Source organism: Acinetobacter sp. YH12219, from assembly GCF_013417875.1.
GTDB classification, from domain to species: domain Bacteria; phylum Pseudomonadota; class Gammaproteobacteria; order Pseudomonadales; family Moraxellaceae; genus Acinetobacter; species Acinetobacter amyesii.
Window position 1 is genome coordinate 1 of sequence record NZ_VPDC01000005.1, and the last position, 19,810, is coordinate 19,810.

Consider the following 19,810-nt stretch of genomic DNA (forward strand, 5'->3'; position numbering starts at 1 on the left):
AATAGCAAGAGTGAACCACCTGATCCCTTCCCGAACTCAGAAGTGAAACCTCTTAGCGCTGATGGTAGTGTGGGGTTACCCATGTGAGAGTAAGTCATCGCCAGCTCATTATTCGAAACACCCCCTGATATCTCAGGGGGTGTTTTTTTATGTGTGATGAAAAGGGAAGAAAAAGAGGAAAAGATAAAGTAGAAATATAGAAGAAAAGCTTCATTCATTTTTATGTGATTTTTAAATTAAAGGCTGAAAGGCGTATACTATCCATGTCATTGATGGAAAGCTTATGTCTGATTTAGCTTCAAATTCTCCTTATATTGAATATGGCACACGGTCATTTCTTGCCATTTTATTCTCCTTATTTTTAGCAGGCTTCGCAATTTTTTCATCGTTGTATTGTGTACAACCGATGATGCCCATCCTTGCGGATTATTTTCATGTCAGTCCGACACATAGCAGTTTTCCTTTATCTTTTTCTACCATTGCCTTAGCAATAGGGCTGCTTTTCACCGGTTTGATTTCAGATCGATTCGGCCGCAAGCCTGTGATGGTCACTGCTTTATTTTTGGCGGCGTCACTTTCAATTATCAGTTCCATATTTCCGCTTTGGGAAATATTTTTATTGAATCGCGTGCTGATCGGATTAAGTGTGAGTGGCGTTGCTGCAGTTGCAATGACTTATATAGGTGAAGAAATTGCGCAAAAAGATATAGGCTTTGCAATGGGCCTGTATATTTCAGGTACCGCTATTGGCGGAATGGGTGGTCGTCTCATTGCAGGGGTATTGATTGACTATATTAGTTGGCAAAATGCCATGATGATTATCGGTATCATTAACCTATGTATAGCCACAGCGTTCTTTTTATTACTTCCGGCATCTCAACATTTTCAAGCTTATCCCATTCGTTTCAACCGATTTTATGAATCTTTCGTTAAAAATTTAGCAGATCCAAAGCTGAGAATTTTATTCCTTCAAGGCTTTATCCTCATGGGATGTTTTGTCTCTATATTTAACTATATGAGCTACCACCTATTAGAAGAACCTTATCAACTTTCTCAAACATGGATTGGACTAATCTCCATAGCATATTTGGCAGGAATATATAGTTCACCTCGGGCTGCAAGTTGGGGGAAACGCTTTGGCCGGGCAAAAGTTTTACCTTCGATGCTGATCATGATGTTGTTGGGGCTGTTGATCATGCTCATTCCGGCATTTTGGTCAGTCATTTTGGGGCTGATTGTATTCACTTTTGCTTTTTTTGCAGCACATTCCACGGCAAGTAGTTGGATTTCGGTTCAATCCCTGCAGTACCGTGCCGTAGGTTCATCTCTGTATTTATTTTGCTACTACTTAGGTTCTAGTATTTTGGGTAGTAGTAGTGGTTTGGTTTGGGAGATGTCTGGTTGGATTGGGTTGACGAGCTTTATTGCTGTTATCTTGATGATCGGTTTATTTTTAGCAATACAATTGAATAAATTAAAATAGAAATATGTGAATAAGCTATTATTTAATATTCGTTTTACATCTATTTTTTAATATAAATAACGCTATAAAAATGGCGGAATTTACTATTTTTATGATTATACAACTTTGGTCTAATATGCCTTTTAAAAGGTGCCTCATAATAATGAAACGCATCACAATATAATAAATAAAATATTTTTGGTTATCATTTTTAAAATTTATTATATTTTTAAGTCATTGATATTTAATGTTTATGTGTATTTTCTGAATGTTTTTGCATTTATTTTTAGTTGGAATTATAAATAGATCATCATTAGTTTTAAACTGAAGGCGATTATGAAAAATATAACTATTTTAATGATGGCTTTGGTTTTTATCTTAATCTCAGCTTGTACAAGTACCACGAATTTAGGGACAGCAGGCGCAGAGCGAAAACAGTTTTTTATCGTTCCTCAAAAGTTATTAACTAAACAGGCAGATAGAACCTATCAACAATTTATTCATCAGGCGAAAGACAAGCAACTTTTGATCATTGATCCGAAATTGGATCAAGTTTTAAATAAACTCAAGCAAAATGCGGAGTTTTACCGCCATGGTTCGAGTCAATGGGATTGGCAAGTCAGTGGGAATCTAAATAAAGATTTAAATGCACATGGTTTTCCAAGTGGGAAAATTGTCATTAATACGGGTTTGTACTGGAGTTTAAAGCTGACTGAAGATGAATTGGCATTTGTGATGGCGCATGAAATGGCACATGCATTGCGTGATCATCATCGTGAGAAGATTTCCTTGCTGTTTGCTAGTCAGGTGGCGATGATTTCTTCAACTGCGGGTATCGGTACGCTTGCTACTGCGGCCAGTAGTGTGACTGGGCAAGCTGTTTTTTTGCCTAAAGTTTCAAAATTTGAACTAGAAGCAGATGTCCTTGCACTTGATCTGATGTCGAAAGCTGGCTTTGATCCAAATGCAGCATTGAGTTTTTGGCAAAAATATCAGCAGGAAACGGCACGCCGTCAAATGCTTGATGTAAAACCATTGATGACTCAAGACAGTATAGATAAGCGTAAGATTTATATTGAAAAATATTTACCTGAAATGCACATTCAATTTCAACAGGCGCAGGCTTTAATGTTGAATAAAAATGCGATAACTCATAGCACATTCTAGGTTTATTGAAACTGATTCCCTGATCAAAATGATTTATATATGTAGTTTTAAAGTCGTGCAATAGCGCTGTTAAATGTGATGTCTATATAAAACAATTCAATGATTCTGTAGCTGTTGTATAAATTATAATCAAGCATGATGATTGGAATTCATGGTAAAATGATCGGCTTTCATCTTCTTTGATCTTTTTTCAGATCATTCCATCTGCCAGCCGAGAATTGCTAGCCATGTCTACTGCTTATACTATGCAGACTGCGCCAAAAGCGTTGTTTGATTACGACAAATATTGGGCGTCTTGTTTTGACCCTGCGCCATTTTTGCCGATGTCACGCGAAGAAATGGATCAACTCGGTTGGGACAGCTGCGACTTTATTTTGGTTTGTGGTGATGCGTATATCGATCATCCATCATTTTGTTCAGGGATCATTGGCCGTACCCTTGAAGCGCAAGGTTTCCGTGTCGGGATTATTGCTCAGCCAGACTGGACTAGTGTAGAAGCATTCCGTGTATTGGGTAAACCAAATATTGCTTGGGGCGTGACTGCCGGCAACATGGATTCGATGATCAACCGTTATACGGCAGACCGTAAAATCCGTTCGGATGATGCATATTCTCCGGATAATCAACCGAATAAACGTCCAGACCGTGCAGCAACAGTCTATTGCCAGCGTGTGCGTGAAGCTTATCCAGATGTGCCTGTATTATTGGGCGGTATTGAAGCCTCGCTGCGACGTATTGCACATTATGATTATTGGTCAGACAAAGTCCGCCGTTCAGTATTGATGGACTCGAAAGCCGATCTATTGATGTATGGTAATGGTGAACGTTCAATCACGGAAATCATGCATCGTTTGGCCCGCGGTGAAAAAATCCAAGAGATTACGGATGTCCGCGGTACGGCATTTATTGTGAATAAAAATAACCGGGCTTCAAAAGCGAAGTTTGTTGAAATTGCATCGAATGATGTCGATGCGATTGGCCGTGTCGATCCGATCATTAACCCTTATGTGATGACCGAAGACCTTGAAGGCTGTGAAATCGAAAAAGGCAAAGACAGCGTTACGCAATATCAAGGCTTCCAAAAAGAAGCGGTAGCAAATCCGATTGTTCGTGAAGGTGATAATTTAGACGCCGACACGCAAATCGTGCAGCTGCAGCCTGCATCAAAAGCCATTAAGCATAAATTGCCGCCGCGTGAATTGGCGGTGATTCGTTTACCTGCCTATGAAGATGTGGCGAATGATCCTGTACTGTATGCACATGCCAACCGTATTTTGCATTTGGAAACCAATCCGGGCAATGCGCGCGCGATGGTGCAAAAGCATGGTGAGCGTGATGTTTGGCTGAATGCGCCGCCGATTCCATTGACAACAGAAGAAATGGATTATGTGTTTGACTTGCCGTATGCGCGTCTGCCGCATCCAGCTTATGGTGAAGCGCGTTTTCCTGCCTTTGACATGATTAAGTTCTCTGTGAACATTATGCGTGGCTGTTTTGGCGGCTGTACCTTCTGCTCAATTACAGAGCATGAAGGGCGTATCATCCAAAACCGTTCTGAAGAATCGATTTTGCGTGAAGTTGAAAAAATTCGTGATACCGCACCGGGATTTACTGGGATCATTTCTGACTTAGGCGGCCCAACGGCCAATATGTACCGTTTGGCATGTAAAGATCCTGAGATTGAAAAGAACTGCCGTAAGCCGTCGTGTGTATTCCCGGGTGTATGTCAAAACTTACATACCGATCATGCACCTTTAACGCAGTTATACCGTAAAGCACGTTCATTGCCGGGGATTAAAAAGATTCTGATCGGTTCTGGTTTACGCTATGACCTTGCGGTGTTAAACCCAGAATATGTCAAAGAATTGGTGACACATCACGTCGGCGGTTACTTGAAGATTGCGCCTGAACATACCGAAAAAGGTCCATTATCGAAGATGATGAAACCGGGGATCGGGACCTATGACCGTTTCAAACAAATGTTTGATCGTTTCAGTAAGGAAGCAGGGAAAGAGCAGTATCTCATTCCTTACTTTATTGCAGCGCATCCGGGTACGACGGACTATGACATGATGAACTTAGCGATTTGGCTGAAGAAGAATGGTTTCCGTGCCGATCAGGTGCAAACCTTCTATCCATCACCAATGGCGACTGCAACGACCATGTATTACACCGGTAAAAACCCGCTGGCTAAAGTGGCGCGTTATACCGAAAATGTCGATATCGTGAAAGGTGAAAAACGCCGCCGTTTGCATAAAGCCTTCTTACGTTACCATGATCCAAACAACTGGCCATTGCTACGTGAAGCGCTCAAAGAAATGGGGCGTCAGGATCTGATCGGGAACTCAAAACAGCATTTGATTCCGACGTATCAGCCTGCGGGTAGTGCTGAGGGCCAATACCAATCTGCACGTAAAAAGAACTCAAGCATTGCGGGTGATTCACAAAAACGTACAGGCGAACAAGGTAATCGGACGAAGGCTGCTCAATCGCGTCCTTCAAATACCAAGAAGCGTCCTGAGCGTGGTCAAATTTTGACGCAGCATACTGGTCTGCCGCCGCGTGAAACGGGTGAAGCGAAAAAACCTTTTGGCGGTTCGAAACCCAAAGGAAAATCGAAGTCTAAATCACGCGCTTAAAATGGATAGATAAAAAAAGACACTTCGGTGTCTTTTTTTATGGGTGTTATGCTCGGCAGCATCAGACAATTTGCATTTTTATATGCTGTTACAAGCTCAATGCCATATGTGTGTCGGTTATCTCAATGAAATACGAGCAAAATTTGACAGCTTATCGGAATAGTCTGACAGTGAGAGGAAATGCACTTGCTGTCGTTTTAGCGAATGATCTAAAGTATCTGTATATAGCAATGGATGCTATTACTCTGAACGAAGTGGCATGTGATGTTTGACGCTTTAAGTTTGCAACTTTTTGTCAGTTTAAATACGTATTGTGTGAAAGTTAGAGTTATTTTTTTTAATAGGAAATTAAAAAAATAATACTGGTTGTATACTTCGTATTCATAAGAAGTATGTCAAAAACCAAAAATATAAGAAATATAAAGGATTATGAGATGACTATATACATAGTAATAGGGAGTATTTTACTCTTCTGTGTGCTCATAATGGCTTGGAAAAGTTTAGAAGGTGATTCTAAGCAACAAGATAGCGCATTGAAACAACGTGCTATTTTCAACATTAATGAGCAATTAACCTACACGCGTTTAAAAGAAATTTTGCCTAAGCATACAATCCTTGCGCATGTGTCTTTTGATGCACTGTTGACCACGAAATATTATCGGACGCGGAACAAGTATCGAAATATGGTGGCGGACTTTGTCGTCCTCGATGAACAGCACCAAATCTTAGCGATCGTCGCTTTAGATGATCCAATGGTACTCAAACGGATGCAGCAGTCGCAATATCAAGATGCTTTGCTCGCTTTGGCAGGCTATCGTGTCATTCGTTATGATGATGTGCCTGAGTACGTTCAATTACGCGAAGATTTCTTGAATGAGCAGCGTGTACAAGCGCCATTTGTACCGGTTAATGATTTGAAAAAATATCATTTATATTCAGATTTGGAACGTAAAAAGATCAAAATTATTGGATCTTAGGGATTCAAAGAGCAAAGCCTTTTGCAAAAAAAAGCGTGTCTTTAGACATGCTTTTTTTTAATGGTTATTTAGGCTTAATGATTATTCAGGCTTAACGGCTACGACGGTTAATTCTACCCGTACACGCGGGTCGTATAATTTGGCTTCAACACAAGTTCTGGGTAATGCTTCAATGTCTGACACCCACGCATCCCATACCTCATTGAATGCGGCATAATCCTGTTCAATATCTTTCAGATAAATGGTCACTGACATAATCTGGCTTTTATCTGTACCGGCATCTGCAAGAAATTGATCAATGATCTCAAATGTTTGCTGTGTTTGTCCTTTGATGTCTAAATCAAGGTCTGTTGCCAATTGACCTGCTAAATGGATCAATTGACCGGAAATAGCGATTTCGGAGAAGCGTTTTGAAACATGCAGGCGTTGGATGGTCATGCGGAATATCCTGAAAGCAAAAAGGTCACTTAATCTTGAGTTTTAGGCATTGTAGCTGCAACTAAGGCCGTCAATAAACAGCCGACAGCAAGGTAAATTGCCACATAATGCCATGAACCATCACCCCAAATCACCAAAGCTGCTGCAATCATTGGGGTAAAGCCACCACCGATAATACTGGCCACTTGATAGCCGACACCTGCGCCACTGTAGCGATAGGCGGTACCAAACAAGGAGGTAAAAATCGGCTGGTGTACACTCACCACCATATCATGGGCAATATTGGCAAGGAAAATTGCACCGACAATAATCAGCCAAGTATTTTGAGCATCAAGGGCCATGAAGAATGGAAAGGCAGAAAGCGCACCAATTAAGCCACCCAGCACACACATCTTACGATGATCAAATCGATCTGCTAGCCACGCAAAGAGGGGAATGCTGAAGCAGCTAATTGCACCAACCATTAAGGTGATATTGAGGAAGAACTGCTTGTCCATACCCAATTGAGAGGTGGAATAATTCAGTGCAAAGTTCGTCACCAAATACATGGTGAGTAACTCGGTCAGGCGCAGCGCAATAATGTAAAAAAAGGCTTTGGGGTGTTGGCTAATCGCTTGCAGAATCGGTAATTTTTGCGGCGTTTGTCGAGCTTTGACCACATTGTCGATGAATTCTTGTGATTCGTCTTGATCACGTCGAATCCACATCGCGATAGCCAGCAAGACAATACTGGCAATAAAGGGAATTCGCCATGCCCAATCAGCAAAAGCATCTTCGCCCAAAGTGGCAATAATCAACGACACAGCGCCTGTTGCAAGAACAAGTCCGACGCCATAGCCAATTTGTACACCACTGCTGTAAAAGGCTTTTTTGCCTTTCGGGGCATTTTCCACGGCCATCAGAGCAGCGCCGCCCCATTCACCACCGACCGCAAAACCCTGTATTGCTCGAAGTGTCACAAGCAGGATCGGGGCCCACCAACCGATGGCCGAAAAATTGGGCAGTAAACCAATGCCGACAGTAGAAATGCCCATCAGGATGACGGTGAGCACCAACATTTTCTTACGACCCAGCTTGTCACCAAAATGTCCAAACACAATGCCGCCTAATGGACGGAACAGGAAGCCGACGCCAAATGTGGCTAAAGCAGCAAGCGTGCCCATATTGTTGCCAATACTAGGGAAAAACTGATCTTTGAAAATGAGTGCGGCAACAATGCCATAAAGTAAAAAATCGTACCAATCGACTACGGCACCAATGAAGCTACTTAATGCGGCTTTACGAGCACGTTGTTCTTGATTTTGTGAAATATTTTGAGGATTTGGAGCAGTTTTTGCAGAAGGCATACAGCGGGGTATTTCATGATTGACAACAGAGTTGCCCTGTAATATTCGGATTTGATCGTCACACCAATCACAGGACAGCATGCTGAAAGTAAAGGTGATTTTCAGCATCTCAGCGCATACACGGATAATGTAGTGCGCTGATAGAGTACTCTAATTTTAGGCTTTGTGAATAGCAAATTGCTTTAATTTTGTTCTTCTGCCTAAATCTTAAGCAAATACGATCTTCTTGAAGTTTTTAGAGCAGCGAAAGTTGTGCTTCTTTGTTTTGCGCACTTAATTGATAGGCCCCTATGCCAATCAGGCGAAATTGATCTTCCTCAGAAATATGCATTTCATGCAGTAATTGCTGTAACACCTGCGCAAGGTCTTCACGATTATTCAGCGATGTTTTAAAACTCTTACTGTGCTGTAGCACTTGGAAATTTTTGAGTTTTAATTTGGCCGATACACCGCGCGCGCTTAACTGCTTTTTTTCTAAACTAGACCAGACTTGGTCAATCAGTTTGGGCCAATAGGGCTGACATTGGCTCAATGTGAGATCATCATCAAAAGTGGTTTCTTTGGAAATCTGTTGACGTTCACGGCTAGATTGGACCGGTCGTTCATCAATGCCTTGTGCATACAGATAGAGTTGTCGTCCATATTTACCGAAATGATGAATCAGAACGGCTTCTTCAATTTGTTGTAAATCACCTAATGTATTGAGTTGCATGGCTTTTAATTTTTCTTGAGTCACTTTTCCCACACCAGGAATTTTTTTCAGTGCCAAGTCATGGATGAAATGCAGAACTTGTGATGGTTTGATAATACAAATGCCATTGGGTTTGTTCCAATCAGAAGCGACTTTAGCCAAAAATTTATTGGGCGCGACACCTGCAGAGGCAGTTAAACCAGTGCTTTGTAAAATCTCTGCCTGAATTCGCATAGCGACTTCAGTGGCACTCGGAATGTGTTGTAAATTTTCTGTGACATCCAAATAAGCTTCGTCTAAAGATAGTGGTTCAATCAGCGAGGTATAGCGTTGAAAAATGGCATGAATTTGCGCCGAAACGGCACGATATTTTTCAAAATTAGGTTCGATCACCACGACTTGTGGGCAGAGTTTACGGGCCTGTGCCATCGACATCGCAGAACGTAAACCAAATTCACGTGCAAGATAGGACGCGGCACAGATGACCGCACGAGGGTGATGTGAAGACACAACAACAGGAAGCTGTTTGAGTTCGGGGCGTTCCCGCAGCTCTACTGATGCAAAGAATGCATCCATGTCGATATGTATGATTTTCCTCATGCCTAGATAAATCAGTGCCTAAAAATTGAATTTCAGTATCGCACAGTCAATCCAGCGCTTTCCTCAATTTTTTAACTCGAACGACACAGGTTGACTGAGTAAAACCACCTTGGTGTTTTGAGCTGCTGCCGACTGTATCAATAGATTTAGGCTTTGAGGGGTGTCATCGGCAAAGCGAGGTAAAAATTCGAGCTCTGGATTCAGTGGTTTGAAAAAATTATCCCAGTGAATTGGAATCACGGTGCTGGGTTGAAGAGTCGCTAAGGTTTCTTTGAAATATTGCTGTTGAAACGCTGCCGTTTGCTTGGAAAGCTGAGCGATGCCTAAAAATAAGGTATCGACTTTTAGTTTTTGCAACTGTTTGGGCACAGCACCTGTACTGGCTTTGACTAAACTGTAATGTGGCCCATGTTGGATGAGATAGTCATATGATCCACCTTCTTTAAACTGATTAAAATGTGCAGGGAGTTGCAATGGCTGCGAAATTTCTTCCCCCAAATCATCATTAACGGCCGTTGGCGGAGTATGTTGCGAGGGGATTGCAGTAATGGTGAATTTACCGATTTGCATCGGTTGCCAAGCTTGAACTTCGTGCAATTGTGATTCAGCGATTGGCATCGCCCGTGCGATATTTAAGGTACTTTTAGAGCCGACAATCATGGCCTTGGGGAGCTGGTGGGCCAACATTGGAATATCAAGCGCATGATCATAATGTGAATGAGTTACGAAAATAGCACGTGTGCGTTTTAAGTCGTATTGGTCGATATAGCTGTGTAATAAAGGTCGATCACTTTGAATCTGAGTGAATATGGTCCGACTGAGCGATGGTCGACTAAAGAAGCCATCGATGAGGATTTGCTCTTGACCATCGTCAAACAGTAAGGTCGAAACGCCAAAGAACTTTACGTGATAGGGCGCCGCTGAGTGAGTATCTGTAGTGATTTGTGTGGGATGTTGATAATGCCATGTTTTAAACGCTGCCAAGGTCCCTGAAGGTTGGATCAAATAAGCCAATATCCCGATGGCGAGGATTATAAAGACTGAAAATATAATAAGAAAAGTTTTTAAAATACGCATCCTGCGACTCAGTTTTCATGGATTATTTGCTTCGATGTTGTCCTGAGTCGGTGAATAAATCAACGGGGTTTGATCGGGGAAACGCCATTTTTGTCTAAAAAATCAGTCCATGCCTTGGCATCACCTGAAAATACATTTAAATCGACAGTGGTCGAGATACCTTGAATTTGTCCTTGATTGGTATGTTGCCAAATCAGCCATTTCGGATTGTTTTTTAGATCGGGTGGGCCTTTATATTCGCGGACCCACAGCGGCGTCTGTTTAAACTCGCCAGCTAAGACAATATTATAAAAAGACTTCGAAGTATAAAAAATCGGTTGTTTGCCATAATGGTGGTGCAAGCGATCATGCATATAAGTGATTTCTTTGAGTAACTGCTCTTTGCTGTAGGTGTTAATGCAGTTGGTGTCATATTCCAAATCAATCACGGGAGGAAGGGCATCGGCTTTTTTCGGCACGGAAGCAATAAAATTTTCCGCCTGAATCTTGCCATCACGGCACAGACGGTAAAAATGATAGGCCCCAACTAAAAAGCCGTTTTCCCGTGCTTGTAACCAGTTATCTTGAAATTTCCGATCTTTAAAATCACCACCCTCTGTGGCTTTAAGATAAACGAATTGGTATTTTTTAGGTGAAATTTTTGACCATTGAATATCTTTTTGATGATGGGAAACATCAAAGCCTTTGACGGGATATTCTTCTGCAGATGCAGGGCGATGCGGCATCACGGCTAAATAACCTAATCCAGCCACCACCATGACGCCGCTGATAGCGCTGAGTGCAATAATCGGGCTGTATTTTTTGAGTGAACTTTTAGAGGTACGTGATTTGGCTTTTTTAGGCATGAAAATGTATCCAAGTATCCATTTTATCATAACCCTTTAAGGGCTGATCTGTCATAGATTTGCCCGATGACACAGGTTTAGACATCCACATGTTTAGGAATCTGCCAAAAAATCGCTGCGGTAATCAGGTTAATGCAGCCGAGTAAAATCAAGGTGCTATGGAATGCTGTTTCGATTTGTGCAGGACCATAATAGGCCGTAAACACGTTGACTAAAGTCCCTGCCAAAGCCACACCGATACTCATCGAAACCATCATAATCATCGATAAGAAACTGTTGCCACTGCTGGCATCTTGTTGGGGTAAATCTTTGAGGGTTAAGGTATTCATCGAAACGAATTGCAGCGAGTTTAAAATACCAAAAATAAAAAAGTGTAAGGCACGTAACCAAGTGGGGGTTTCAGCCGTAGAGAGTGCAAAACTGCAAATACAGGCACCGACCAAGAAGGTATTTACCAATAACACTTTGCGATAGCCAAAGCGTTGAATAATTTGACGAATAATCGGTTTTGATGCCAATGAACCGAGTACAGTCGGTATCATCAATAACCCTGTGATAAAGGGCTCAAAGCCAAAAGCCACTTGTAGCATTAAGGGAATCAAAAATGGCATGGCATTGCCGCCAAGGCGGGCAAAGAAGTTGCCGATAATGCCAATGGCATAGATCCGATTTTGAAATAATTTACTGCGAAACAGCGCATTGGCATGGGTATGTGCATGAAAGGCATAGATCAAACTGGCGATGATGCCTGCAGCGACCAAAAGCAGGCTCCACCATAGCGGCAGATGCGGGCTGGCAAAGTTTTCAATGCCTAACGATAAACCCACCATGGCGACGACCAATAAGAAAAAACCCATAAAGTCGAAGCGTTGTACGCTCGGTTCGGTCACATTGGGCATGGCTTTAAAGGTAATAAGAACCCCTAACAGCCCCATTGGAATGTTTATTAAAAAGATCCAATGCCATGTTGCGACTTCCACCATCCAACCGCCAAGGGTAGGGCCAATTAAGGGGCCCATCAAACCGGCAAGGCTCATCAGACTCATAGCCGATAAAAACTGTGTCCGAGGAATCACTTTGAGCATTGCCAAACGCCCAACAGGTAGCAGTAATGCGCCACCTATGCCTTGAATTACCCGATAAACCAGCAGCTCATTCAGGCTATTTGCCATGCCGCAGCCTAGCGATGCTAACGTAAAAATAATAATGGCTGTGAAATACGTATTTCGTACACCAAAACGATCGGCCAACCAACCACTTAAGGGAATACACGCTGCGACAGACAAGACATAGGCCACGACCACACTATGCATTTGAAGCGGGTCTTCGCCCAAACTTCTTGCCATCGCTGGGATTGCGGTATTGACGATGGTCGTATCCAGGCCTTGCATAAAAAAGCCAATAGAGACCAATAGCACTAGAAGTCTAAATTCGGGTTGTAAAGCCTGATGCGTTGGCGTGCTATTCATAAGTCAATAAAGCTAAGATTTTTAAACAGTTTAAATGAATATTGCCATTCGGATGTAGTAAAAGCTTTGCATAATTGAGCCAAAAAATTGCAAGAAAAATGCAATGAAAGTTTCATCTCTATGCAACCTAATGTTTATAAATTGGTCATATTTTAATAAAAGACGAATGAAAACATGAAACTACAAGTTTCGGCACTGATGTGGTTAAACAAGGCGATTTAGGGCCCGAAGGTCTGATTTTTATTGCGGCCAAAGATTCGCCCAATGCTCAACCTTTGTTGGTGGTTGGAAATGAAGTGAGCGGTAGCACGGCGGTTTATCAGATTAAATTGAAATAATTAAAGTTTAAAGCATTTGTTTTATTTGAGGTTTTTATTTTAGTGTCGAGAAAAGCATGGCACGAAATTGTATGAACGCCAGATAAACTGTCATAATGCGTTCAAGTCCTTCATTTATTGGAGGGCTTTTTCTTTATGGCAAAGGTGTTTTGTTTTCATGACAATCGAAATTCTGATGGTCATAGGCTTCTGTCTCGCGGCCTATTCTATTGTCGGTAATGATGTGCCACAGACATTGGGAACCTTTATTTCATCCAATGCGCATCGCCCTTGGTGGCTGTTGTGGATCTATGTCAGCAGTATTCTAGCTATTGTATTGGTTTATGGTTGGTATAGTTCTGGTGTGGGGGATGCATCTTATGGTCGTTTAGAAACGATTCCATTTCCCGCAGAAGGGGTCACGTGGCTCTATATTGTGCCACCGATCTTACTGATCATTTTGACTCGCTACGGAATCCCGGTCAGCACCACATTCTTAGTGTTAACGATTTTCTCTCCGAGTAGTCTTGGCTCGATGTTAACCAAGTCCATGATGGGTTATGCGGTAGCTTTTGTTGTCGCGATTATTGTTTATCGTTTTGTGATTAAAGGCATCTCGGTTTATTTCAGTAAAACACGTGATGAAACACCCTCGAATATTTGGGTGGGACTACAGTGGGTTTCGACGGCATTTTTATGGAGTCAGTGGCTGATTCAGGATTTGGCCAATATTTTTGTCTACGTCCCTCGTCAGGTGCCGCTGGAGTTCCTGATTTTTGCAATTGTGGTGTTTATCGTACTGCTTGGGATCATTTTGTACCAACGTGGTGGGGCGATTCAGGGCATTATCGACACCAAAACGGGTGTGGCTGATATCCGCTCGGCAACCATTATCGACTTTATGTATGCCTTGATTTTATTGGTGTTCAAAGAGTGGAGTAATATTCCAATGAGTACCACTTGGGTGTTCTTGGGTTTACTCGCAGGACGTGAATTTGCCATGTCCATGCATTTACATGAAGTGAATAAATATCGAACTTCACGAAATGTCAGCAAAGATGCGATGAAATTGATGCTTGGTTTATTGATGAGTATTTTCTTAGCGACAACCTTGCCATGGTTCTATCGTGTGGTGTCCGGTTAAGTCGGCACGATCTCGATTTGAATTAGGACATCGAGCAATAAAAAAAAGGGGAATACTTTATTCCCCTTTTTGACATCTAAAATACAGTTAGACCACGAAATTTTTTGGGCAATCTAAATTTTTCAGTGCACTAAAGATTTGCTTCGATGAATTACACACGATCAGTTTGGCACGATGCTGGGGCGGCAAGAAACCTTCAGCGACCGCATGGTCTAATTGTGCAATCAGTGCATCATAGAAGCCATTGACGTTATACAGCATCATCGGTTTTTGGTGTTGATTCAACTGCCCCCAAGTGGCGATTTCTAAAATTTCTTCGAATGTGCCAAGACCACCGGGCAGGGCAACAAAGGCACTGGCACGTTCTGCCATCATGGCTTTACGCTCATGCATACTGCGCACGACGTGTAGTTCAGTCAAATGATTATGTGCAATTTCATAATCCAACATAAACTCAGGAATCACACCAACGGCTTCGCCGCCATGTTCGACCACAGCGTCAGCGACTTGACCCATCAGGCCAATACTGGCGCCACCATAGACCAGACCAAAACCATGTTCAGCCAAGCCTTGCGCCAATGCGATGGCTTTTTCTTGATAAATTGGATTGTTACCAGAGCGGGAGCCGCAATACAGTGCGATTAAAGGTTGTGTTGTAGCAGGAGAAGGATTACCACGTTTTTCTGTCATTTTTAATCCGCTATTCATTACGTTTTAATTTTACCTTAGCATGTTATTTTTTATGACACTACATTGGCAGCTAAATATGACAATTTAATGTCATCACTGGGTTTAAATTCTTCCATACTGAGATTGTACTTTGGTAAAAAAGGGTGAATTTTTACCTTAACTTGCTATACTTAAAACTTCATTTCAAGCTAAAGAACCGTCATGGGTAGTGGTTGTTGTCACTCAGCACACATCAAAATATTAGAAAGAACGCCATTAAAAGCGTTTGCGCATGTCCAATGCATTTCATCTTCAAATCAGCATGATCTACGTGTGAATAACATTCAGGAGATACAACCATGATCTTTGAATGGATGTCCGATCCTTCTGCATGGGTGGGTTTATTAACACTGGTGGTGCTTGAGATTGTTTTAGGTATCGATAACCTGGTTTTTATTGCGATTCTTGCGGAAAAATTACCGCCAGAACAGCGTAATACCGCACGGATTGTCGGCTTATTGCTTGCACTGTGTATGCGATTGGTCTTACTGGCCTCAATTGCATGGGTGGTGACTCTAACCAATCCACTGTTCCATATTTTCGACCATCCATTCTCCGGTCGAGACCTAATCTTACTGTTTGGTGGGGTGTTCTTGCTATTTAAAGGCACCATGGAACTGCGTGAACGTCTTGAAAACAAGCCGATGCTCAAGGAAGAAAATCCTGTGCATGCGACGTTTTGGATGGTGATTGTGCAGATTGTGGTGCTCGATGCTGTGTTCTCGCTCGACAGCGTGATTACCGCTGTCGGGATGGTGAAACACCTGTCAGTCATGATGATTGCGGTCATTATTGCTGTCGGCATCATGCTGTGGGCATCTAAGCCTCTGATGAACTTCGTGAACCGTCATCCAACGGTAGTGATTCTGTGCCTGTGTTTCTTGATGATGATCGGTTTCTCGCTCTTAGTCGAAGGCTTTGGTTTCCATATTCCAAAAGGCTACTTATATGCAGCCATTGGTTTCTCCGTACTGATTGAGTTTTTGAACCAAACCATGCGTCATAATCAGGAAAAAATGGTGACAACCACAGACTTACGTTATCGCACAGCCTCAGCGGTGATGCGTATGCTTGGTGGGAGAAATGTTGCAGACAATCAAAATGAAAATGAAGATGTGCTTGCAACACGTGCCTTTGCCGATGAAGTCTTTGATGAAGACAACGGGGTTTACCACAGTGTCATGGTACAAGGGGTACTGGGTTTATCTGAACGTCCAGTGAAGTCAGTGATGACACCTCGTCCTGAACTAGAATGGATTGACTTGGATGAAGCGCCTGAGGCGATTCGTGCTCAATTACTCAGTACCACGCATTCACGTTTGATTGTGGCACACGGCGAGTTAGACAATATCGCGGGTGCGGTACTGACTCATAAAGTCATGAATGACTATATTGAAACAGGCGTACTCGATTTCGAAAAACATCTCCGTGAGCCTGTGGTGGTGCATGAAAATGCTCAAGTTTTGATGGTGATGGAACAGCTACGTCAAGCACCGTTGCAAATGGCTTTGGTGTTGAACGAATACGGTTCAATTGAAGGGATTGCAACACCGATTGATGTCTTAGAAGCGATTGCTGGTGAGTTCCCTGATGAAGATGAACCAGAGACGGCAGCAGAAAGTCTCGATGATGGTTCATTGTTACTCGATGGCTCAACTGACATTCGTCATGTGTCTTTATTGTTGGGTCGTGACTTGGTGGATGATGCTGAACAGTATTCGACATTGTCCGGATATATCTTATTTCATTTGGGCCGTTTACCAGCCAATGGTGAAAAATTCAAAGCGGATGAACACATCTTTGAAGTGGTCACAATGGATGGTCATAAGATCGAAAAAGTGCATGTCATTCCCATGCCAACTGAAGATTAAGTTGCGTATCGGGGGGTAATCTATATAGATCACTGATGTTACGCACGTAAAAGTAATTACGCATTTTTAAAATGATTTTTAAGTCTATTCGACGGAGTCTTACATCTAGGGTTTAAATAAAGGGATTAGCCTTCGGCTGGAGGTACTTTTGTTTCGGCAAAAGTACCCAAAACCATTGTCATCCGCAAAACTCGTTCACTACCGTCAAATTATTCAAAGCATTGCAAAAACATTTTTGATTAGAAGTAGTCCTGTCTCAAACACTTGCGGATGACCTTACCGTGTATCATTCTTTTATTTGAATCGATACGGATCTACTGATGAAAATTGTGTGGAAAGATCCGTTAAAATAGCCTGCATTGTCAGGCTATTTTTTTATGGAAACAAACATGTCACAAGTCCAGTGTCCGTGTGGCAAAGGTGAATATGGTAGCTGTTGTCAGCCCTTACATACGGGGCGTGAAAATGCACAGACTGCAGAGCAGTTGATGCGTTCACGTTATAGTGCTTTTGCACTGCATAAGATTGATTATATTGTACAAACAACTGCGTTTGGACAGCAGCAAGCCTTGGATGTCAGTGCCATTGCAGCGTGGAGTCAGGCCAATCAGTGGTTAAAACTTGAGGTGGTACAGGCTCAAGAAAAACTCGATAAAAACCATGCTCAAGTTGAATTTAAAGCCCATTATCACGATGGGCAGCAAGCGCAGGTACATCATGAAATTTCACACTTTGTGAAGTTCGAGCAGCGCTGGTATTTCCTTGATCCGACCACAGAGATGCAAATCACCATGAAGCAGCCCTGTATTTGTGGTTCTGGACGAAAATTTAAACAATGTTGTGCGCAATTTTTATAACATTTGAGCAGATTTAGCTTAGAATAGCGCGCATCTCAACCCTCAGTGGAAGAAGGGCGATGTTACTTACCGTTATTTATATTATCGCAATCACGGCAGAAGCAATGACAGGTGCATTGTCTGCGGGTCGGCGGAGTATGGACTGGTTTGGGGTAACATTGATTGCCTGTGTCACGGCACTGGGGGGCGGTTCGGTTCGTGATGTGCTACTTGGGCACTATCCACTGACATGGGTTAAGCATCCCGAATACCTCATGCTGACCTGCTTTGCTGCATTTGTCACCATCCTGATTGCAAAGTGGATGCGTCATCTTCGTAATATCTTCTTAGTTCTCGATGCCCTTGGTCTCATTGGCTTTACCATTATTGGCTGTCAAATCGCTTTAGAAATGGGACATGGTTTTGTGGTTTCTGCGGTAGCAGGGGTACTAACGGGCGTCTCTGGCGGTATTTTACGAGACATCCTTTGTAACGATGTCCCGCTGGTGTTCCGTCGTGAACTTTATGCCAGTATTTCTTTTGTGTCCGTGATTTGTTATTGGCTCTGCATCGAGATTGGCTTATCGCTAGAATTGACCGTCATTGCGACGCTCATTTTCGGTTTCACCTTACGTCTGATCGCCATTTACTTTGGCTTAGAAATGCCTAAATTTATTTATAAAGATGATGATGATCAGTCGGTATCTTCAAAAGATTTGTCATAGCCGCGTTGCTATAACATCACATTAAAATGCTGAAAAGACGGATCAATGGTCGGTCTTTTGCATGGATCTATACTAAAAAACGCAAAATCATACATCCTGTTGGGAAAGCAGTGTTCATCCTTCCACCAGTTCAGAGATCTTGTTATGGACTTAGTCTCACGTATACAACGCTTACCCATCGGTAAGTTTCACTACACTTTACTTTGGGTTATTGGCCTTGGCTGGATGTTTGATGCCATGGATACGGGGCTCATTTCTTTTATCTTAGCGAAAATGGCTGAAGATTGGGCCATGACGCCAAATGATAAAAGTTGGGTGGTCTCGATTGGTTTTGTTGGGATGGCGATTGGCGCGGTGTTTTCTGGAGGACTGGCAGATCGCTTTGGCCGAAAAACAGTCTTTGCATGGACATTGGTGATTTATAGCTTAGCCACCGCTGCATGTGCATTTGCACCTAATCTAACTTGGTTGTTGGTGTTTCGTTTTATTGTCGGCTTAGGTTTAGGGGGGCAACTCCCAGTCGCGGTGACTTTGGTCAGTGAATATATTCCGGCGCATGTGCGTGGTCGTTTTATTGTCTTACTAGAAAGTTTTTGGGGACTGGGCTGGTTGGTTGCAGCGTTGGTCTCACGCTTTATTATTCCTGATTTTGGTTGGCATGCAGCGTTCCTGATTGGCGGTATTCCTGCGTTATATGCGATCGTGATTTGGAAAATGGTGCCCGAATCGGTGCCTTATTTAATCAACCGTGGACGTTTTGATGAAGCACATGCATTGGTGAAAAAGATTGAAGCCAAATGTGGTGTACAAGTTGTTGAAATTTTTGAGGTCAAACCGGTTGCAGAAAAGCACAACATCAGTTTTTCACAGCTTTGGTCAGGCATTTTTGCACGACGTACTTTAATGCTGTGGCTCATTTGGTTCGGTATCGTCTTTTCTTACTATGGCATTTTTACGTGGTTACCAAGTTTATTGGTCAAAGAAGGCTACACCATTGTTCAATCCTTTGAATATGTCTTGGTTATGATTTTGGCACAATTGCCAGGTTATATTGCAGCTGCATGGTTGGTCGAAAAATTGGGTCGTAAAGCCACTTTGGCGGGCTTCATTGGGATGTGTGCCATTTCAGCATATTTCTTCGGTCAGTCTGGCAGTGTGACCGAGATTGTGATTTGGGGCTGTTTAATGTCCTTCTTTAATCTCGGTGCTTGGGGCGTACTTTATACCTATACACCAGAACAATATCCGGCCAATATTCGTGCCTTTGGTTCGGGCTGGGCGGGTGCCATTGGTCGGATCGGGGGCATTGCAGCACCTTTTGCCGTGACACATATGATGGATATGGATCATGGTTTTAGCTATGTCTTTATGATGTTTACTGCAGTCTTAATTGCAGTTGCCGTGGTGATTTTGGTTTTAGGTGAAGAAACCAAGGGCAAAACTTTAGAATCCATCGGTCTATAAAGACTGTTGAATT

The 19,810-nt window shown here is 42.5% G+C and carries 17 protein-coding genes and 1 rRNA gene; 11 read left to right on the top strand and 7 right to left on the bottom strand.

Going from position 1 to position 19,810, the window contains the following annotated elements; translation table 11 throughout:
- The 5 genes from rrf to FTV04_RS04460 all read left to right on the top strand — a co-directional run.
- Positions 1-106, top strand: a 5S ribosomal RNA gene (gene rrf / locus FTV04_RS04440); the annotation flags it as partial.
- 177 nt (positions 107-283) lie between these two features.
- Positions 284-1,483, top strand: a complete 1,200-nt coding sequence (locus FTV04_RS04445; RefSeq protein WP_180088823.1) for an MFS transporter — start codon at positions 284-286, stop codon at positions 1,481-1,483.
- Between the two features lie 315 nt (positions 1,484-1,798).
- Entirely contained in the window at positions 1,799-2,629 is an 831-nt protein-coding gene (locus tag FTV04_RS04450; RefSeq protein ID WP_180088825.1) for a M48 family metallopeptidase, read from the top strand.
- A gap of 227 nt (positions 2,630-2,856) precedes the next feature.
- A complete protein-coding gene (locus tag FTV04_RS04455) occupies positions 2,857-5,268 on the top strand; it encodes a YgiQ family radical SAM protein (RefSeq protein WP_180088827.1) in 2,412 nt (803 codons plus the stop codon).
- A gap of 434 nt (positions 5,269-5,702) precedes the next feature.
- On the top strand, positions 5,703-6,245 hold the full coding sequence (locus tag FTV04_RS04460; protein WP_078189487.1) for a DUF2726 domain-containing protein: 543 nt from the start codon (positions 5,703-5,705) through the stop codon (positions 6,243-6,245).
- Positions 6,246-6,326: 81 nt separating this feature from the next.
- On the opposite strand, the gene FTV04_RS04465 is transcribed toward FTV04_RS04460, so the two are convergent.
- From FTV04_RS04465 to mdtD, 6 genes are all read right to left on the bottom strand, one after another.
- The gene (locus FTV04_RS04465) at positions 6,327-6,683 is read right to left on the bottom strand and encodes a RidA family protein (RefSeq protein ID WP_180088829.1); all 357 of its coding nucleotides are present in this window, start codon (positions 6,681-6,683) and stop codon (positions 6,327-6,329) included.
- 29 nt (positions 6,684-6,712) lie between these two features.
- On the bottom strand, positions 6,713-8,029 hold the full coding sequence (shiA, locus tag FTV04_RS04470) for a shikimate transporter (RefSeq protein WP_180088970.1): 1,317 nt from the start codon (positions 8,027-8,029) through the stop codon (positions 6,713-6,715).
- A gap of 235 nt (positions 8,030-8,264) precedes the next feature.
- Positions 8,265-9,320 (bottom strand): DNA polymerase IV, encoded by a 1,056-nt coding sequence (gene dinB, locus FTV04_RS04475; RefSeq protein ID WP_180088831.1) that lies wholly within the window; start codon positions 9,318-9,320, stop codon positions 8,265-8,267.
- Positions 9,321-9,383: 63 nt separating this feature from the next.
- Complete coding sequence (locus FTV04_RS04480) at positions 9,384-10,397, bottom strand: MBL fold metallo-hydrolase (RefSeq protein WP_180088833.1); 1,014 nt, start codon at positions 10,395-10,397, stop codon at positions 9,384-9,386.
- Between the two features lie 59 nt (positions 10,398-10,456).
- Positions 10,457-11,242, bottom strand: coding sequence for a GH25 family lysozyme (locus FTV04_RS04485; protein WP_180088835.1), 786 nt, complete (start codon positions 11,240-11,242; stop codon positions 10,457-10,459).
- Positions 11,243-11,319: 77 nt separating this feature from the next.
- Complete coding sequence (gene mdtD, locus FTV04_RS04490) at positions 11,320-12,711, bottom strand: multidrug transporter subunit MdtD (protein ID WP_111884839.1); 1,392 nt, start codon at positions 12,709-12,711, stop codon at positions 11,320-11,322.
- 200 nt (positions 12,712-12,911) lie between these two features.
- Between mdtD and FTV04_RS04495 the strand changes: the two genes are divergently transcribed.
- Positions 12,912-13,049: a hypothetical protein gene (locus FTV04_RS04495; RefSeq protein ID WP_180026514.1), complete on the top strand. Its 138-nt coding sequence runs from the start codon at positions 12,912-12,914 to the stop codon at positions 13,047-13,049.
- A gap of 157 nt (positions 13,050-13,206) precedes the next feature.
- Positions 13,207-14,172, top strand: a complete 966-nt coding sequence (locus tag FTV04_RS04500) for a hypothetical protein (RefSeq protein ID WP_078189479.1) — start codon at positions 13,207-13,209, stop codon at positions 14,170-14,172.
- Positions 14,173-14,259: 87 nt separating this feature from the next.
- Here the strand turns inward: FTV04_RS04500 and FTV04_RS04505 are convergent, their stop codons facing one another.
- Positions 14,260-14,880: a TIGR00730 family Rossman fold protein gene (locus FTV04_RS04505; RefSeq protein WP_078189478.1), complete on the bottom strand. Its 621-nt coding sequence runs from the start codon at positions 14,878-14,880 to the stop codon at positions 14,260-14,262.
- 320 nt (positions 14,881-15,200) lie between these two features.
- On the opposite strand from FTV04_RS04505, the gene FTV04_RS04510 reads away from it, so the two are divergent.
- The 4 genes from FTV04_RS04510 (at position 15,201) to FTV04_RS04525 (ending at position 19,797) form a co-directional block, all read left to right on the top strand.
- Positions 15,201-16,772: a TerC family protein gene (locus FTV04_RS04510; protein WP_180022085.1), complete on the top strand. Its 1,572-nt coding sequence runs from the start codon at positions 15,201-15,203 to the stop codon at positions 16,770-16,772.
- Positions 16,773-17,161: 389 nt separating this feature from the next.
- Positions 17,162-17,629 (top strand): YchJ family protein, encoded by a 468-nt coding sequence (locus FTV04_RS04515; RefSeq protein ID WP_180022084.1) that lies wholly within the window; start codon positions 17,162-17,164, stop codon positions 17,627-17,629.
- Between the two features lie 59 nt (positions 17,630-17,688).
- Positions 17,689-18,333, top strand: coding sequence for a trimeric intracellular cation channel family protein (locus tag FTV04_RS04520; protein ID WP_078189475.1), 645 nt, complete (start codon positions 17,689-17,691; stop codon positions 18,331-18,333).
- 144 nt (positions 18,334-18,477) lie between these two features.
- Complete coding sequence (locus FTV04_RS04525) at positions 18,478-19,797, top strand: MFS transporter (protein ID WP_168378243.1); 1,320 nt, start codon at positions 18,478-18,480, stop codon at positions 19,795-19,797.
- Positions 19,798-19,810 lie beyond the last annotated feature (13 nt).

Coding starts and splice junctions, on each gene's coding strand:
- FTV04_RS04445 (WP_180088823.1), top strand. CDS start 284: ATGTCTGATTTAGCTTCAAATTCTCCTTATATTGAATATGGCACACGG.
- FTV04_RS04450 (WP_180088825.1), top strand. CDS start 1,799: ATGAAAAATATAACTATTTTAATGATGGCTTTGGTTTTTATCTTAATC.
- FTV04_RS04455 (WP_180088827.1), top strand. CDS start 2,857: ATGTCTACTGCTTATACTATGCAGACTGCGCCAAAAGCGTTGTTTGAT.
- FTV04_RS04460 (WP_078189487.1), top strand. CDS start 5,703: ATGACTATATACATAGTAATAGGGAGTATTTTACTCTTCTGTGTGCTC.
- FTV04_RS04465 (WP_180088829.1), bottom strand. CDS start 6,683: ATGACCATCCAACGCCTGCATGTTTCAAAACGCTTCTCCGAAATCGCT.
- shiA (WP_180088970.1), bottom strand. CDS start 8,029: ATGCCTTCTGCAAAAACTGCTCCAAATCCTCAAAATATTTCACAAAAT.
- dinB (WP_180088831.1), bottom strand. CDS start 9,320: ATGAGGAAAATCATACATATCGACATGGATGCATTCTTTGCATCAGTA.
- FTV04_RS04480 (WP_180088833.1), bottom strand. CDS start 10,397: ATGCGTATTTTAAAAACTTTTCTTATTATATTTTCAGTCTTTATAATC.
- FTV04_RS04485 (WP_180088835.1), bottom strand. CDS start 11,242: ATGCCTAAAAAAGCCAAATCACGTACCTCTAAAAGTTCACTCAAAAAA.
- mdtD (WP_111884839.1), bottom strand. CDS start 12,711: ATGAATAGCACGCCAACGCATCAGGCTTTACAACCCGAATTTAGACTT.
- FTV04_RS04500 (WP_078189479.1), top strand. CDS start 13,207: ATGACAATCGAAATTCTGATGGTCATAGGCTTCTGTCTCGCGGCCTAT.
- FTV04_RS04505 (WP_078189478.1), bottom strand. CDS start 14,880: ATGAATAGCGGATTAAAAATGACAGAAAAACGTGGTAATCCTTCTCCT.
- FTV04_RS04510 (WP_180022085.1), top strand. CDS start 15,201: ATGATCTTTGAATGGATGTCCGATCCTTCTGCATGGGTGGGTTTATTA.
- FTV04_RS04515 (WP_180022084.1), top strand. CDS start 17,162: ATGTCACAAGTCCAGTGTCCGTGTGGCAAAGGTGAATATGGTAGCTGT.
- FTV04_RS04520 (WP_078189475.1), top strand. CDS start 17,689: ATGTTACTTACCGTTATTTATATTATCGCAATCACGGCAGAAGCAATG.
- FTV04_RS04525 (WP_168378243.1), top strand. CDS start 18,478: ATGGACTTAGTCTCACGTATACAACGCTTACCCATCGGTAAGTTTCAC.